The 15,237-nt window shown below is 69.2% G+C and carries 19 protein-coding genes and 1 pseudogene; 11 read left to right on the forward strand and 9 right to left on the reverse strand.

Translation table 11 applies throughout. From position 1 onward, the window contains the following. Window positions 1–164: 164 nt before the first annotated feature. The 5 genes from ACWDSL_RS24530 to ACWDSL_RS24550 form a co-directional block, all read right to left on the reverse strand. Window positions 165–992, reverse strand: a complete 828-nt coding sequence (locus ACWDSL_RS24530) for an ABC transporter permease (RefSeq protein WP_450488760.1) — start codon at window positions 990–992, stop codon at window positions 165–167. Continuing rightward, the gene (locus ACWDSL_RS24535; protein ID WP_450488762.1) at window positions 992–1,978 is read right to left on the reverse strand and encodes an ATP-binding cassette domain-containing protein; all 987 of its coding nucleotides are present in this window, start codon (window positions 1,976–1,978) and stop codon (window positions 992–994) included. Before ACWDSL_RS24535 ends, ACWDSL_RS24530 begins: the two co-directional genes overlap by 1 nt. A gap of 254 nt (window positions 1,979–2,232) precedes the next feature. Further along, a complete protein-coding gene (gene iscB / locus ACWDSL_RS24540; RefSeq protein WP_450488764.1) occupies window positions 2,233–3,627 on the reverse strand; it encodes an RNA-guided endonuclease IscB in 1,395 nt (464 codons plus the stop codon). A 261-nt stretch (window positions 3,628–3,888) separates the two neighbouring features. Beyond that, window positions 3,889–4,131, reverse strand: a complete 243-nt coding sequence (locus ACWDSL_RS24545) for a DUF397 domain-containing protein (protein ID WP_450488766.1) — start codon at window positions 4,129–4,131, stop codon at window positions 3,889–3,891. Continuing rightward, window positions 4,128–4,958, reverse strand: coding sequence for a helix-turn-helix domain-containing protein (locus ACWDSL_RS24550; RefSeq protein WP_450488768.1), 831 nt, complete (start codon window positions 4,956–4,958; stop codon window positions 4,128–4,130). Before ACWDSL_RS24550 ends, ACWDSL_RS24545 begins: the two co-directional genes overlap by 4 nt. Window positions 4,959–5,099: 141 nt before the next feature. On the opposite strand from ACWDSL_RS24550, the gene ACWDSL_RS24555 reads away from it, so the two are divergent. The 7 genes from ACWDSL_RS24555 (at window position 5,100) to ACWDSL_RS24585 (ending at window position 8,922) form a co-directional block, all read left to right on the forward strand. Continuing rightward, complete coding sequence (locus ACWDSL_RS24555) at window positions 5,100–5,516, forward strand: hypothetical protein (RefSeq protein ID WP_450488770.1); 417 nt, start codon at window positions 5,100–5,102, stop codon at window positions 5,514–5,516. After that, window positions 5,517–5,675, forward strand: a complete 159-nt coding sequence (locus ACWDSL_RS24560; protein WP_450488772.1) for a hypothetical protein — start codon at window positions 5,517–5,519, stop codon at window positions 5,673–5,675. Window positions 5,676–6,075: 400 nt separating this feature from the next. Then, complete coding sequence (locus ACWDSL_RS24565; RefSeq protein WP_450488774.1) at window positions 6,076–6,366, forward strand: hypothetical protein; 291 nt, start codon at window positions 6,076–6,078, stop codon at window positions 6,364–6,366. Between the two features lie 213 nt (window positions 6,367–6,579). Beyond that, window positions 6,580–6,876: a putative ATP-grasp-modified RiPP gene (gene tgmA, locus ACWDSL_RS24570; RefSeq protein ID WP_450488776.1), complete on the forward strand. Its 297-nt coding sequence runs from the start codon at window positions 6,580–6,582 to the stop codon at window positions 6,874–6,876. After that, on the forward strand, window positions 6,876–7,703 hold the full coding sequence (locus ACWDSL_RS24575; RefSeq protein ID WP_450488778.1) for an MvdC/MvdD family ATP grasp protein: 828 nt from the start codon (window positions 6,876–6,878) through the stop codon (window positions 7,701–7,703). Before tgmA ends, ACWDSL_RS24575 begins: the two co-directional genes overlap by 1 nt. After that, window positions 7,700–8,539 (forward strand): protein-L-isoaspartate O-methyltransferase family protein, encoded by an 840-nt coding sequence (locus ACWDSL_RS24580; RefSeq protein WP_450488780.1) that lies wholly within the window; start codon window positions 7,700–7,702, stop codon window positions 8,537–8,539. The genes ACWDSL_RS24575 and ACWDSL_RS24580 overlap by 4 nt, the downstream gene beginning before the upstream one ends. Window positions 8,540–8,610: 71 nt before the next feature. Then, entirely contained in the window at window positions 8,611–8,922 is a 312-nt protein-coding gene (locus ACWDSL_RS24585; protein WP_450488782.1) for a DUF6087 family protein, read from the forward strand. Between the two features lie 210 nt (window positions 8,923–9,132). Here the strand turns inward: ACWDSL_RS24585 and ACWDSL_RS24590 are convergent. Next, window positions 9,133–9,427 (reverse strand): annotated as a pseudogene (locus tag ACWDSL_RS24590) (ATP-binding protein); the annotation flags it as partial. 235 nt (window positions 9,428–9,662) lie between these two features. Beyond that, window positions 9,663–10,661 carry a DUF5937 family protein gene (locus ACWDSL_RS24595; protein WP_450488784.1) on the reverse strand — a complete coding sequence of 333 codons (999 nt, stop codon included), beginning with the start codon at window positions 10,659–10,661 and terminating at the stop codon, window positions 9,663–9,665. A 95-nt stretch (window positions 10,662–10,756) separates the two neighbouring features. On the opposite strand from ACWDSL_RS24595, the gene ACWDSL_RS24600 reads away from it, so the two are divergent. Next, window positions 10,757–11,950: an MFS transporter gene (locus ACWDSL_RS24600; RefSeq protein ID WP_450488786.1), complete on the forward strand. Its 1,194-nt coding sequence runs from the start codon at window positions 10,757–10,759 to the stop codon at window positions 11,948–11,950. A gap of 33 nt (window positions 11,951–11,983) precedes the next feature. Here ACWDSL_RS24600 and ACWDSL_RS24605 read toward each other — a convergent pair whose 3' ends face one another. Together ACWDSL_RS24605 and ACWDSL_RS24610 are read right to left on the reverse strand one after the other, a co-directional pair. Then, a complete protein-coding gene (locus ACWDSL_RS24605; RefSeq protein ID WP_450488788.1) occupies window positions 11,984–12,316 on the reverse strand; it encodes a hypothetical protein in 333 nt (110 codons plus the stop codon). Between the two features lie 184 nt (window positions 12,317–12,500). Further along, window positions 12,501–13,082, reverse strand: a complete 582-nt coding sequence (locus tag ACWDSL_RS24610; protein WP_089509831.1) for a TetR/AcrR family transcriptional regulator — start codon at window positions 13,080–13,082, stop codon at window positions 12,501–12,503. A 264-nt stretch (window positions 13,083–13,346) separates the two neighbouring features. On the opposite strand from ACWDSL_RS24610, the gene ACWDSL_RS24615 reads away from it, so the two are divergent. The 3 genes from ACWDSL_RS24615 to ACWDSL_RS24625 all read left to right on the forward strand — a co-directional run bounded on the left by ACWDSL_RS24615 (window position 13,347) and on the right by ACWDSL_RS24625 (window position 14,906). Continuing rightward, window positions 13,347–13,697 (forward strand): antibiotic biosynthesis monooxygenase family protein, encoded by a 351-nt coding sequence (locus ACWDSL_RS24615; RefSeq protein ID WP_450488790.1) that lies wholly within the window; start codon window positions 13,347–13,349, stop codon window positions 13,695–13,697. A gap of 156 nt (window positions 13,698–13,853) precedes the next feature. Continuing rightward, window positions 13,854–14,240: a VOC family protein gene (locus ACWDSL_RS24620; protein ID WP_450488792.1), complete on the forward strand. Its 387-nt coding sequence runs from the start codon at window positions 13,854–13,856 to the stop codon at window positions 14,238–14,240. Between the two features lie 237 nt (window positions 14,241–14,477). Continuing rightward, entirely contained in the window at window positions 14,478–14,906 is a 429-nt protein-coding gene (locus tag ACWDSL_RS24625) for a DUF4267 domain-containing protein (RefSeq protein ID WP_450488794.1), read from the forward strand. Window positions 14,907–15,237 lie beyond the last annotated feature (331 nt).

The raw sequence follows: 15,237 nt of genomic DNA on the forward strand, positions 1-15,237 counted from the left end.
GCCGAACAGGCCGACAGGGCGGTGTACGAGGACGCGGTGTCCTCGTACGCCGCCCTGGGGCGGGAAGAATTGCTGGCCACGGCCCTGACGGCGATCGAGCCCCTGACGCCCGCTCCGCGGGAGTACGGCGGGTACGGCAGGCACGGCGAGCACTGCCGGGCCCGCTAACGCCGGGGCTCCCGCTTGAACATCGCCCGCGCCCAGAGGAAGCCCACCAGAGTGAGCCCCACGCACCAGGCCACCGCGATGACGCCGCTGTTCCCGATCTCCGTGCCCATCAGCAGCCCCCGCAGCGTCTCGATGATCGGGGTGTAGGGCTGGTACTCGGCGAACCAGCGCAGCGCGGTCGGCATCGAGTCCGTGGGGACGATCGCGCTGCCGAGGAACGGCAGGAACTGCAGCGGCATGGGCGCGTTGCTCGCGGTCTCGGGGCTCTTGCACGCCATCCCCATGGCGGCGGAGAGCCAGGTGAGCGCGACGGTGACCAGCGCCAGAAGGCCGAGCACGGCCAGCCATTCGACGGCGGTGGCGTTCGGCCGGAACCCCATGGCCAGCGCGAGCCCGGTGACCAGCGCGATGGCGATCAGCGTCTGGAGGACGCAGCCGACGACGTGTCCGACCAGCACCGACGACCGTGAGATCGCCATCGTACGGAACCGGTTGATGATGCCCGCGGTCATGTCGACGGAGATGGCCACCGCCATCGCCAGCGATCCGGAGGTCGCCGCCATCAGGATGATTCCGGGGGCGGCGTAGTCGATGTAGTCCGTGTCGCCGCCGCCCGCCCCGCCCATCGGGCCGACACCGGTGCCCAGCGCGCCACCGAAGACGTACACGAACAGCAGCAGCATGACGATCGGCATCGCGGCGACGGAGATCGTCATGGCGGGGTAGCGCAGCGCGTGCCGGAGGTTGCGCCGCAGCATCGTCATGGAGTCGGTCAGGGGACGGGAGAGGGGCCGGGACAGGGGCCGGGACATGGTGCTGCTCATCACACGTTCACCTTCTGTGCGGTGGTGGTCTGGGTCCGGTCGGTCGGGTGGCCGGGTTTTTCGGTGAGGGCGAAGAAGACGTCGTCGAGGTCGGGGGTGTGTACGGACAGCTCCTCGGCGTCGATCGACTCGGCGTCCAGCCAGTCGAGCAGCGACCTCAGCTCCCGTACGCTGCCGTCGCTCGGCACCTGGAGGGTGAGCGCTTCGTCGTCGCGCGAGACCTCGCCGAAGGCGCGGGCGGCCCGTTCGAGATCGCCGGGCACGGCGAACCGCAGCCGGACATGCCCCCCGGGAATCCGCCGCTTGAGCTCTTCCGCGGTCCCCTCCGCGACCAGCTTCCCGCCGTTGAGCACCGCGATCCGGTCGGCGAGCTCATCGGCCTCGTCCAGGTACTGCGTGGTCAGGAACACCGTGACCCCGTCCGCCACCAGGTCCCGGACGATCTGCCACATGGTGTGCCGGCTGCGCGGGTCGAGGCCGGTGGTCGGCTCGTCGAGGAAGATGATGCGCGGCTGCCCGACCAGGGTCATCGCGATGTCGAGCCGCCGCTGCATCCCGCCCGAGTAGGTGGCGGGCGTCCTCTTGGCCGCGTCGACCAGGTCGAACCGCTCCAGCAACTCGGCGGCGCGCCGCCGCCCCTCGCGCCGGCCCAGGTAGTTGAGGTCGGCCATCAGGAGCAGGTTCTCCTCGCCGGTGAGCAGCTGGTCCACCGCCGAGAACTGCCCGGTCACCCCGATCGCGGACCGCACCGCGTCGGGGTCCTTGGCCGGATCGTGCCCGGCGACGCGGATCTCACCGCCGTCGGCGCCGATCAGCGTGGACAGGATCTGGACCACGGTGGTCTTGCCGGCGCCGTTGGGCCCGAGCAGCGAGAAGACCGTGCCCTCGGCGATGTCCAGATCGATGCCGTCGAGCACCACCTGCTCGCCGTACGCCTTGCGCAGCCCGGTCGCCGTGATGGCCCGGGGGGTTCGGGAAGTCGTCATGCCCAAGAGGGTGCGGGCGGCCAGGTTCACGGCGGTTTCACGGCGGTTTCACGCCCGCCGCCCGGCTCAATGACCGCTTGGCCGACCTGGCCGACCTGGCCGACCCGGTTCCGGGAACGGGCTCGGATCATCCGGTACGCCGCTGCGTTGGGCACTCGTTCCCGAGCTTTTCGGTCACGTGGAGCGCTTCGCCCTCAAAGGGGGCGATCCGACGGCCGGGAGGAATGGCATCTTTGGATTGTTCTGACGCGCATTCACGCGCGGGAGCATTCTGGTTGGTAGGTGTAGCCGTCGCCTCGCTGGAGGAGGCGGATGTTGGTGTGTCGGATTCCTGCGGCGAGGCCGTGAGGGGTGCGGATATCGAACTTGCCGGTGGTGCGGATCACGACGCGGCCGGTGTGGGTGCCGGTGTATTTGCCCTTGGGTACGGAAGCGGTCACGAGGTCGCCGGTGGCGTAGCCGTGCACGGTCTTGATTCGTGGGCTGGTGCGGCGGGGGAAGCCGTGGCGGTCGGGGCTGGTGCGCTGGTGCCGGCCGCGCCCTGAGCATCCGGCGACCAGTATGGTGGTGGCGGTTTCGGTGATTGTGTCGAGTTTGCCCACGTTGAGGGCGTCGAGTGTGTGGGACTTCGGGAGTCCGCAGCGGGTGCGGTTCCACTTCGTGCGACCGCCGGAAGCGACGTGGGTGGGCAGTATCTGGTCGAGGGCGCGCCACAGTGCCCAGCGGGTGGACTGCACGGCTGCCGCATCCCGCAGTGGGGCTCTGGCCTGGCCCAAGATCTTGGCGAGCTTGGTGGTGTCGCGTACGAATTCCTCGACGGGGCGGTTGGATTTGGTTTCGTTGCAGGGGATGCAGGCGGTGACCAGGTTGGAGATGCGGTCGCTGCCGCCCCGGCTGCGGGGGTGGATGTGGTCGATGTTGAGCGGCACTCCTGTGATGCCGCAGTAGACGCAGGCGCGGCCGAACTTGGTCAGGAGGTATTCGCGGATCTCGGTGCCGTGGAGGGTGCCGCGCTGGTACTCGGCTCCTTCCAGTGGCTTGCCCTCGCTGATGGCGTGGGTGTCGAACGCGACGCGTTCCACATGCACGGCGCGGACCGGTGCCCAGCGCGAGAGGCGCGTCACCCACGAGACGGTGGTGGTGACCCGGTGCTGGAGGGACGGGGCGAGCCAGCCGTCGGGGCGGGTGCGGTTGTTGAAGCGCGGGGCGCGGTAGCGCAGGTTCGAGGTGCGGCGACGGCGCCGGTAGGCGGCGCGCTGCCCCATCTTCTTCCGGATGATCGCGCCCCGGTGGTCGAGCTGGACTGCGTACCGTCCCCTGCGTTCTCCCGCTCGGGCGGTGAACGCGGCGATACCGGTGTGTTTGCTGCCGGGATCGACACCCAGCTCCACGCCATCGACCTCGGATTCGGCGAGGGCGCGGTCCTTGAGACGGATGGCGAACGGGGTGTGCCGGTGGACGACGGCGCGTCCTCTCTTGAGGAGCTTGCGGGCCCTGGCGGGTGTACAGGGCTGTAATGGTTGGCCGTGCTTGTCGAGCACGAACACAAAGGGGTGCCGCTCACGCGGCTCCTCCCCAACCGGCTGGTTGGGGGTGACGCCCCCACCGCCAGGTGAAGCGGCGGGGATCTCACCTCGCACATGTTCCACGCCGGTTGCCTCACGGCGCTCGACCCCCGTTTCGTCCCTGTTCCCGGGGTTGTCTGCTGGGCCGAGTTCCAGAGCAAGCTGCTGGTGAAGCACAGCTTGGTGGGTCTTCTCGCCTACGCGGAACGTAGCCAACTTCAGTCACCTCCAACGTGCTTTGTTGACTGGTGCTGGTAACGGCGGCTCTCAACCATTGCGGCTGAAAGATCGGCCCGTCAGGGCCGGGAACCCGTTACGGACGTTGCTCATGTGGGTGCGCCTCCATTACGGATTGGATGAACGCCGCTGGCAGGTCGAGAAGTCGCCGCCCCGGACCGCCGCGACGAACGACGACCAGGACGACGCCGGGAACAGCAGCGCCGCACCGTGGGGGACCTTGGAGTCACGGACAGGTATGACGCCGGAGGCGGAGCAGGTGGGTGCCCACTCGACACAGTTGCCTCCGTTGCCGTTGCTGTAGCTGGACTTGACCCACTCCGCACGGGAGAGGTCGGGGATATGGCTCATGTGGGTAGCGCCTCCATGACGGATTGGATGAACGCCGCCGACTCGCGTCGCGACAGGGCGTCGGCCCTGAGCAGATCGTAGGACCACTGGAGGGCGTTGACACGCTCCGAATCCTCCAGCAGCGTGCCGGTCCCGATGCTCTCCTCGAACGCCACCTCCGTGCCGTCGTCGAGGGTCATGAGCTTCAAACCGCCCCCCACCAGGGCGTGCGCCCCGTGGTCGAAGGGGACCACCTGGACTGCCCTGTTCGGGGTGTCCACGAGTGCGATGAGCCGGGCAAGCTGCTCCCGCATCACGGCCGGGCCGCCGATGGGTCGCCTCAGGACCGCTTCGTCGAGGACCAGCGCGAGCTCGGTCGGCGGGTCGGAGCGCAGGAGCTCCTGTCGACTCATACGGGCCATGACCAGTTCGTCGATCCGTTCGGCGGTCGCCTTCGGCATGGAGGTGCGGATCAGCTCGCGGGCGTACTCCTTCGTCTGGACAATCCCGGGAACGAGCTGCCCCGCGTACTCCTTTACGGTCCGCGCCCGCTCCTCCAGCTCCATCAGGCGCTGGTACTGGTCGGGGTGGATCTCCTTTCGCATCAGGGCGTACAGGGACGCAAAGAGATCACCTGTAGTGAAAATCTGATCGAGAATGGGCGGCAGCTCACGAGGCGGCATGTACTCGGCCACCTCGATACGCGCCAGATGGCTGCGGCTGGAGTGGGCTTCCGATGCCAGCCGCTCCAGACTCCACTCCCTTTCCTGGCGTTTGACGCGGAGCTGATACCCGAACAGATGTCGGATGGAACGGTCGGGGGTGAGTTCGCGTGAAGGCGGTGCCATGCGTTCGAGTTCCCTTCTCCCATAGGGATGTTGGGATATCCCGCGAGATCCCGGGATATCCAACTTCTCCCGACCCTACTCACATTGGCCGATGCTGTGAGGAGAAACAGAAAACCCCCGCGACGGGCAAGGTCCGGGGGCGTGGCGATCAACCCCGTGGAGGCCGACAGCATGCGTAAACATAGCGCTTGGATCTTCGAAATGCTGCTGCGGCTGTTATTTCCCGGCCATGGCCGTCACCGTGCTGCCGATTCTGCCGAGTACGGCCCCGCCGTGCGGCACCGGGCCAAGCCGATGGCGCCTACGGGGGCCGCGTCGGCCGAGTACGCGAACGGCTCCCCCGGCCAGTCCCGTCCGGTATCCGGGTTGCCGGACGGCCACGGGGCGGACATGGTCCGGCCCTACCTCGTCGCGTACGAACAGCAGCGGGAACAACGGCAGCGCCAGCTGCGCGCGGAGGGTCGGTTGCGGCGGCGGCGTCGCCGGACGCTGTGGTTGGCCGTGCACGGAATCGACATCGGCCCCCGCGTCATCCATGGCATGAGGGTGGTGGCATAGATGGATAGCCCGACGACGACGCCGCCCGCGCCGCAGCAGGGGCAGGGCGGGCAGCAGCAGGGGCACCCGGGCAGCGACGACCGCCCGACCCTTGAGGAGCTGCGGCAGCAATCGGCAGCCCTGAGCGAACAGATCGCTCAGCATCTGGGGCGGCGATGAACAGCGCGGAATGGGCCAGGGTTTTGCCGAATCTTGCGGTCGGCATGGTGGTCTACGACCGGCGTTACGAGATGCCCGGGACCATCGTCGACTTTGACGGGCCGTTGGTCTGCCTCACTCGTCCTACGGGCCTCGCATGGCGATCGCACTGTGCCTCCGTGCGCGCCGCCACCCCCTATGAGCGGCGACAGCTACGAGCCATCGCCCGGCTTCACGCCCAGCGCCAGCGAGGCGTAGCGCCCGCATAGACGCCGCCCCTGCCGGGTGATCACCCTGAGTTTGCGGTGAATATGGGACGGCGACACGCCGACACCACGGCGTGTCTCTGTCTCATATTCACCGCAAACTCAGGCTCCTCGCGCAGACAGAACTCACAGAGCACTTCGCCGGAGTGATCACCATGGCAGATGGACCCTGGCACGCCGAATGGACGTTCATCAGCACAGCCGGTGTCACCACAGGAACAGCTGACCGTGCGCGGTATTTCGATGTCCGCACTGCCATATTCAAGGCAGCCGACAAGTCGCTGCGCGATCTGTCGCGCGAGGAAACCACCGAGCGAGCGGAGCCCTGGAAACTCCTGGTCGGAGCCCTGTACTCCGAGGCAATGCTATCGGCCGACGAAGTCGGCGAATGGAGGTACGTGAGTTCGGACGGCTGGGCGAGGGTAACGGTTCGTTTCACACCGTAGCCACCATGGCCACCATAGCCACCACAGCCGTCTCGAACGGCGCGGGCGGCCCCCCGCACGGTTATGCGCGGGCATGATCCGGCGGCCTGGCCGCGTCCGCACGCGACAGCTCTGTCTGTGAAGACCGCCCTACCGGGGAAGACCTACCGATGAGCTCCACCCCCACCCCTGCCGCTCCCGAACGTCACAAGGAATCGACCGAAGGAGATGGCGTTGACTACCCCCGTGGAACGGGCGCGGGAAGCGTTCCCGCTCGCCGGCCGCAGGCTGCCGCACAGCACAGAGACACCGTCCGGGCCGGACACACGTCCCTGGGCTCTGCGGTTCGCCCGCACGCTGGACGCGTCCGGCGCCGTCACCGTCCCGGCCTCCGTCTACAACCATGCTCGTCAGGTCAACCTGTCTTACGACGGGGGCTTGTTGACCTGCATGGCCAACACCCACACCCCGACCGTGCCGGACGGCTCGACCACCAACCCGCCGCAGCTCGATGAGGGGCCCAAGGACTGATGACCGCACCCGTCCTGATCATCGCCGCCGCGGATGACTGGCCCACGGACCGGGTCGTGAGTGAGCTGACGGACCGAGGAGCGGAGGTGTTCCGCATGGACACCGCCGAATTTCCACAGGGGCTGTCACTCGGCGCGCGGATCGATCAGGCGCAGGCATGGGCGGGGGAACTGGCCACCGAGTTCCGGACGGTGGACCTGTCCCGGGTCGGCGCGGTGTACTACCGAGCCCCCGGGGCATTCCAGTTCCCCGACGGCATGACCGGGCCAGAGGAACGGTTCGCCGCCGCGCAGGCCCGCGCCGGTGTCGGCGGTGTCCTGTCGGCCCTGGCCTGCCGGTGGGTCAACCACCCGACTGCCATGGCACGGGCCGAGTACAAGCCCGTGCAGCTCGCTGTCGCTCGCGCCTGCGGGCTGCCGATCCCGCCCACGTTGATCACGAACCGGGACGATGCGGTGCGGGAGTTCGCTGCCGAGATCCCCGGCCCGCTGATCTGCAAGCCGGTGGCGTCACCGGTCTTGATCGAAGACGGTGCTGGCAGCCATACGCCCGGGAGCTGGGCCGGGCCGCCGTCCACCCGGCGTCCCGCTGGTACGGGCCCGTGCTGTCGACTCCGCGGCACGTGTTCGTGCCACGCTGGTTCAGCCCCGGTGCCGATGGCTGGACGGTCGCCGACGGCCCGGGTGATGAGGCGGCGTGGATGCGAGCCGCGCACACGGATCAGACTGTCATTACCCGCGTGGGCCCTGTCCACGCCGACCAGGCGACCGACGGTCGGCCGGTCATCGGACACCCGACGTCATCGGCGACGCTGCCAAGCCTCGTGATCGGAATGCTCCGCCACGGAAGGATCACCGCAGAGTGCAGCGTGCTCGATCTGGCCACTGGATCCGGTTACAGCTCCGCGCTCGCCTGTCGGCGCTTCGGGGATGCCAACGTGACCACAATGGATGTCGACCCCTACCTGACCGAAGTGGCGGCGGCCCGGCTCGACAGCATCGGCCTGCACCCCCGAGTCGTCACCGCAGACGCCAGGGCAGAGCTGCCCGGCGAGTTCGACCGCATCGTTTCCATGGTCTCTGTGCCTCGAATCCCTGCATCCTGGCTGCGCGCGCTGCGGCCCGGCGGACGGATGGTGACCACGCTCACCGGAACCGGCCTGATCCTCGCAGCCGACAAGACTGACGACGGCGGCGCGACGGGCCGGATCGAGTGGGACCGAGCCCAGTTCATGACGATCCGGACCGGCGACGACTACCCGCCCATGCTCGATGCCCTGTTCAAGGCCGCCCGCGACCAGGACGGCGAGAGCGTCACCGAATCCCCGTTCCCGGTGCTTGAAGTCGCGCAGGCGTGGGAGGTGTGGTCGATGCTGTCCCTCACGACCCCTGGTATCGAGCACCGCAGCGGCACCGACGACGACGGCAGCCGCCTCGTGTGGATGCTGCACCCTGACGGGTCATGGGCCCGCGCCCACACCAAGCCAGGCGCCCGGACGGCCACCGTGCACCAGAGCGGACCCCGCCGCCTGTACGACGTCCTTGACGGCATCCGGTGGCGGTGGATCGAACACGGTGAACTGCCGGTGTACGGGGCCCGGGTGACCGTCACACCGGACGGAGCAACCACCCTGACCCGTGGCGGCTGGTCCGTCACACTCTGACCAGGCGGCCTTTCGCCGGTGCGAGTGACCCGGGCAGACTGAAGGCGCGAGAACGAGCAGGGAGGGGCCCGATGGAAGACGAGCCGCTGAACGAGTGGGCCGACCGGCGCGACGGCCGACGGCCGGCTCCCGGCACCCGCCGGGAATTTCCTCTCGGCGACGGACCCGAGCGGTCCGCGCATGTCGATCCGGACGCCCCGCGCGGCATCGTGGAGTGGGACGGCCATCTGTGGATCCCAACCGGCGTGGCCGCCGACCATGCCACAGCAGCGCAGGAGACCGGGCCGCAAGACGCGGCGCAGCGGATACCGCTCCCTGAGTTCAACGCGTTGCCGCCCGCCCCGGAACCGTGGCGGCCTACCGAGGTGTTCCGCAGGCCCTGACCGCAAGCCCTCGGCAGGGTCAGGCCGCCACCCTCGCGGGGGCGGGCCATGACAGGGCCGTTGGAGCGCCGGGCCGATCAGCGTGGCAGGGCAGGCGCCGACCCGCCGTAGAGCTCGTCGATGCCGATGAGCAGTACAGCGTCGCCGCCGCGTGCCGCCTCGCCGCGCAACGCGTCGCTGAAGCCTGCGGCGCTGAAGCAGGCCAGCGCGAGGGTGTGAGATGTCGACCGACTTACGACCGATGTAGCTTGCGATCCCGCCCCGGGTGGTGTTGCCCTGAGCCACGGCGGCGAGGACCGAGAGGTACAGCGCGGTGTCCCGGATATCCGCTTCCTCGGCGAGCCAGGTACCGCGCCTCCCTGAAGAGAGGACTGAAGGGGGACAGGACCGTACGGCAGATCCAGTCGTTGAACTCCTTCAGGCTGCCCGGCACATCGTCCCCCAGGAACTGCCGCCGGTACGCCGGCGTGCCGCCGACCACGGCATGGAGGCGGGCCGCGAGGGCCGCGCCGAACTGGCGCAGCGACTCTGCTTCGGTCGCCGCCGTGGCCCCGAAGTAGAAGCCCCTGAGCTGCCCGACCAGGGTTCGCAGGGCGCTCCTCTTAGGACTGTACTCCTAAGGAGTACAGTCCTAACCTCGGCGGAACCACGGGAGCCATGTCGGCCACGGCTGCGACCGGCTTCCTGGACGAGCAACACGATGCGCCGAGCTGCAACCCGTCGAACCCGGCCGGGAAGCACTAGCCCCCGGCGGGCGCCATGAGCGCGTCGGCCACCGCTGTGCGCGCGTACAGCACCGAACGGCCCGCCCGGTGTGCCGTCACCAGACCCGCTCCGCGCAGCGCGGTGAGATGCTGCGACACCCCCGCCGCAGACATCCCGAACTGCGCCGCGAGCTGCGTCGTCGACGCGGGTGTGTCCAGCTCCGCGAGCAGCAGTGTGCGGGACCGGCCCAGCACCGCCGCGACCGCGTCGACCGACCCCGTGTGCCGCGGCTCCCACAGCGTGCCGATTCCGCGCGCGGGATAGGCGAGTTGCGGAGGGTCGGGCAGTACGGACCGGGTGAGCACCCGTGGCCAGGCGAAGGCGGAGGGCACCAGCAGCAGCCCTGCCCCGGCCTCGTCCCGGCTCAGCCCGCAGTGCCGGTGCACCAGGCGCAGCGTGCCGTCGTCCCAGCGCACGGTCTCATGCAGCTCGCCGAGGACATGTCCGGCGCCGTGCTCGGCCACCTGCCGGGCCCGGTGGAACACATCTGCCTCCAGCAGCTGCCGGATCCGGTCCCAATAGGGCGCGAGCGCCAGCTCCCAGTACGTCTCGATCTCGGCGGTGACCTTCCGCAGCGCCGCTTCAGGGGCCTCCCTGAGCAGCCGGATCCGTGGCTGCCGGCCCATGTCCCGCCCTTCGGCACCGAGCATGTCCAGTTCGGTGCGGACGCGCTCCGGCGGGGTCTGCCGGATCGCGTCGAGTTCGGCGGCGAGGGTGGGGAAGGGGGTCACCGGGGTCGGATTGAGGAAGTCCGCGAGATAGCCGCCCTCGGGGATCAACGCCGCCAGCCAGCCGCGGTCGAGCCCCGCCTCCGCCAGCCGCGGCCGCACCTGCGCCGACCACCGCCGGTGCAGTGGCGGCTCGCCCTCGGTGCGGCGCAGCAGCCGAAAGCTGGTGACGACTTCCCACATCGGAGAGACCGCGAAGCGGGTCTGTGCCAAGTCCGCGGCGGAAAAGCTGAGCCCGGCCTCCATACGATCTCCCTGCCGACGACGCCCACGGCCACCCATGGATTCGGTCTCACCTTAATCAATAGCAAGGGTGCTGGGTCACCCCGCACCCTCCAGGCATGCTCTCCACATTCCGCGGCCTGCCGTCCGTCGTCTGGACCGTCTTCGCCGGCACGATCGTCAACCGGCTCGGCTACCTCGTCACCCCCTTCCTGGTCTTCTTCCTGTCGGCGCGCGGCGTCACCGGCGCCGAGACCACCTATGTCCTGGGCGCCCTGGGCGCGGGCAACCTCCTCGGCCCGGCACTCGGCGGCCTGCTCGCCGACCGGATCGGCCGCCGTACCACGATGCTGATCGGTCTCCTGGGCGCATCCGCCGCGCAGGGCGCCCTGTTCGCGGCGCCAGGGGTGCTGACGATGGCCGCCGCCGCCCTGCTGCTCAGTGCGGCGGGCGCGATGATCAGCCCGGCCGCGTACGCGCTGCTCGCCGACTCCGTGGACGCGGGCCGCCGGCAGCGCGCGTACGCGCTCTTCGGCTGGGGTGTCAACATCGGAACGGCCGTGGCCGGTGTTCTCGGCGGCTTCCTCGCCGCACACGGCTTCTGGCTCCTGTTCACGGTCGATGTGGCCACCATGCTGGTCTACGCGGCGATCGTCGCCACCCGTCTGCGGGAGACCCGCCCCGCCGCGGAGGACAAGGGCGCGGTGGCGGACGGTGTCGGCTATGGCGTAGTCCTGCGCGACCGTCTGCTGCTCGCCCTGCTCCCGCTGTTCGGAGTCCAGCTCTTCGTCTACTCGCTGACCGAGGTCGCCCTGCCGCTGGCCATCCGCGACAGCGGGCTCTCGCCGGCCGTCTACGGCGCGATGGCCGCGGTCAACGCGGTGTTCGTGGTCGCACTCCAGCCGATCGCCACGGCCACTCTCGCCCGGCTTCCGCAGCTGCCCGTGCAGGCGGGCGGCAGCGTGCTGATCGCCGTGGGCGTGGCGCTGACCGGTGTGGCCGACAGCGTGGCCGTGTACACCGTGTCCGTGGTCGTCTGGTCCCTCGGTGAGGTCGTGGTCGCGGGGATCGCCGCGTCGATGGTCGCCGGCCTCGCTCCGGCCCACGCCCGCGGTCGCTACCAGGGGGCCTTCCAGTGGACGTGGGGAGCGGCCCGGTTCGGCGCCCTCACCTTGGGCGTCACCGTCTACACGTCCCTGAGCCCCGCCGTCCTGTGGTGGAGCGCGCTCCTCGCGGGCGTCCTGACCTCGGCTGTGACCCTGGCGCTCCGGTCCCGGGTCGACCGGCGCATGGAGCACGACCTGGCCGCTTGAGGCAGGCTCCGACGGACGACGGCTCACGACAACTCAGTTTCGGCGAAGGCACCAGCGGCCGGTGGACGGGAGTACGGCCGCGATCACGGCGGCGGTCGCCAAAGCGGCCGTCGCCGGGCCGACGACGAAGGCGATCACTGGTGGCCATCCCACTGCCAGATACTGCACGCTGACAGTCGAATTGTGCAGAGCCGCCACACCGCCGGTTGCCACGATCATCCAGCGTCCGGCCATCTTGTGCCGGGACAGCAGCAGCGCGCCGGTGGCGAGCCCGACCGTCTCCGCGATGCCCAGCACCATGTTCACCGCGATCAACCCGGTCGGCGCACTGGGGTCTTGGAGGTATCCGACGGTCTTGGAGACCATGTACAGGAGCCCTGGAAGGCACAGCCCACGGTGTCGCCGTGTGGACCTCCGGCTGCGTGCCCGCCGGCCTCATGATGCTCGGCGGCAAGTCCCGCAAGCCGCAGAAGCAGGGCTGATCCTTTCGGTCTTCCCTTTGAGGGCATCCGCCGTGACCGAGGTCGCGGTGGGTGCCTGGACGCGTTCTTCAGGGCGTGGGTGCGGTGAGATACCGCTGGACCGTGGGTCCGAGCCAGTCCACGATCTCCTCGCGGCCGAGCGCCACGCTCGCCGGGAACCGCAGCACGTAGCGCGTCAGCGCGAGCCCCAGCACGGTCGAGACGCACAGTGCAGCCCGCGCCTGCGCCTGCTCCGGCTCGTGGCCCAGTCGGCGGGCCAGCGGGATCATCTGCTCGCGCAGCACGCTCTGCATGCGATCGGCGGCGGCCGGGTCGGTGGCGCCGACCCGCATCAGCGCGGTGAGCTCCCCGTTCTCCTCCCACAGGGTGAGGAAGTGGCGCACCAGCGTACGGCCGATCTCCTCGCGCGGTTCGAGGGACAGGCCCGGCAACCCGGGATCGATCGCGACGGCCGCCGCGAACAGGCCCGCCTTGTTGCCGTAGTAGCGCATCACCATTGACGGGTCGATCTTCGCGTCGCGCGCGATGGCCCGGATGGTCGCCTTCTCGTAACCGTCCGCCACGAACCGCTCGCGGGCCGCGTCGAGGATCGTGGCGCGGGTGGCGTCGGAACGCCGTGCGGCCTGCTGGTTCTCCGGGGTGCCGGTCATGCCAACAAGCGTAGGCCAACAGGTGTTGACAGTCCAGAGCTGCGGCTCTACGTTTGCCAACAACGTTGGCCAACGGTGTTGACCAACAAGCGTTGGCAAGGTCGCGGTCGCTGGAGGCCCTTGGTGTCACCAGCGATGCCCTTGAGTGACCGTCAGATCCCGTCGTGCCACAGATAGCGAGCGTCGTGAGCGTCGCCGGACCCAGTACGGCGGTGGCCGGCCTCAGTGCCGCGGGGCAACCGACAGCGAGAGGAAGTACCGAAAATGGCCAAGCTGCAGAGTCTCGACCCGAATACGCCGATGTTCGCGCAGTTCAAGGAGAAGACCGGACCCATCGTCCTGGCCAACACCTTCGTCGTCCCGAAGGAGAGGACTGAAGCGTTCCTGGCCCTCTTTCGGAGGCAGGCGGAGTTCATGAAGGCTCAGCCGGGATTCGTCTCCCTGCAGATGCACAAGGGAACGGCGGACAGCCGGCTTCTGATGAACGTCGCGGTCTGGGAGTCGACCGAGGCGCTCGCCGCGGCGTTCGGCAGCCCGGAGTTCCAGCGCATGGCGGCCGAGTTCAGCGACGACATCGTGTCGTACCCGCACATATTCGAGCAGATCAACGTATGACACGGCAGCTGCAGCCAGAGAGGGCAGCCGGAGAAGCCCTGCCCTCCCCCGGCAGTCACGCATCCATGCACCATGCCGGGTCGCCAAGGCCGAGCCCGAAGCCGGCCGCGCCTTGCGCCCCACCACGCGTAGCCCTGTCCCTGAAGAGGAGTCACCATGCCCGTGGAACTGAATCACACCATCGTCCCCGCCCGTGACCCGCAAGCCTCGGCGCAGTTCCTGGCCGACATCCTCGGCCTGGGTGTCGATCCGCCGGTGGCACACTTCACGCCGGTCGCGCTGGCCAACCAGGTCAGTCTGGACTACGACCAGCTGGACGACTTCGAGCCACACCACTACGCGTTCATAGTCAGCGAGCAGGAGTTCGACGCCGCCCTCGCCCGCATCCAGCACGGCGGGATCACCCACTACGGCGATCCTGCATGCCAAGAGATCGGGCAGATCTATCGCAGTAAGCACACCATGGGCCGCAGGGGCGCCTACTTCCGCGACCCCGACGGACATCTCATGGAAATCCTCACCCCGGGCGGCGCCGGGTCGTGAGGCCGATGGCGGCCCAGCGGATCACGGCTTCACTGGTGGTGGCGGGATCGCGGCAAAACCGGCATCGGCGAAGACGAACCGGCAGGCCGGCGCGGTCAGAGACCGAGTAAGGCGATCTTGCCCCCACCCGCGCCGGTCCGCGTCATCTGGCACGTCATCGACCGCCCCCGCTATGCCCGCCGCATCTGCCGCAGAGCCCCTGCCCCACCCCAGGCTGAACGTCAAAGGAGAAGAACCATGTCGCTGAAGAACGTCAACACCGGCCTGGCCACCGTCTGCGCCCTGTTCGTCCTCTACCTCGGGTTGTCCTTCATCCTGGCCCCGGAGGCGTCCACTCAAGGCGTTGGCCTGCCGACCTGGCCCGCCGGCAACGGCGACGGCTTCCTCATCATGAAGGGCACCCGCGAATTCTCGATGGGCCTGGTCATCGGCATCCTCCTGCTGACGGGCCACCGCCGCGCCCTGGGCTGGGTCCTGCTGATGGAGGCCGTCGCCCCGTTCGGCGACATGATCAACGTCTTGGCCCACCACGGCCCCCTCGCCGCCGCGTTCGGCATCCACGGCCTGACCTCGGCGCTGATCGCGATCACCGGCCTGCTGACCCTCCGCGAGACCAGTAAGGCTCACAAGGCCACCGCCCCGGCGCCCGCCGCACAGCCCGCCTGACAGCCGCATGCCCCCAAGGGGTGGCCCGGCCACATGGCCGGGCCTCCGGTCTCCGGGCCTCCGGTCTCCGGGCCTCCGGACGGCCACGGTGCGGACATGGTCCGGCCCTATGTCGGGGCGTACGAACAGCAGCGGGAACAACGGCAGCGTCAACTGGGCGCGGAGGCTCGGCTCAGGCGGCGGCGTCGGCGGACGCTGTGGCCGGCGTGCACGGAATCGACGTCGGCCCCCGTGTCATCCATGGCGTGAGGTGGTGGCATAGGTGGATACTCCGACGCCGCCGCCCGCGCCGCAGCAGGGACAGGACGATGGGCCGCAGGGGAATCCGCGC

This window comes from Streptomyces sp. NPDC000941 (assembly GCF_053599555.1).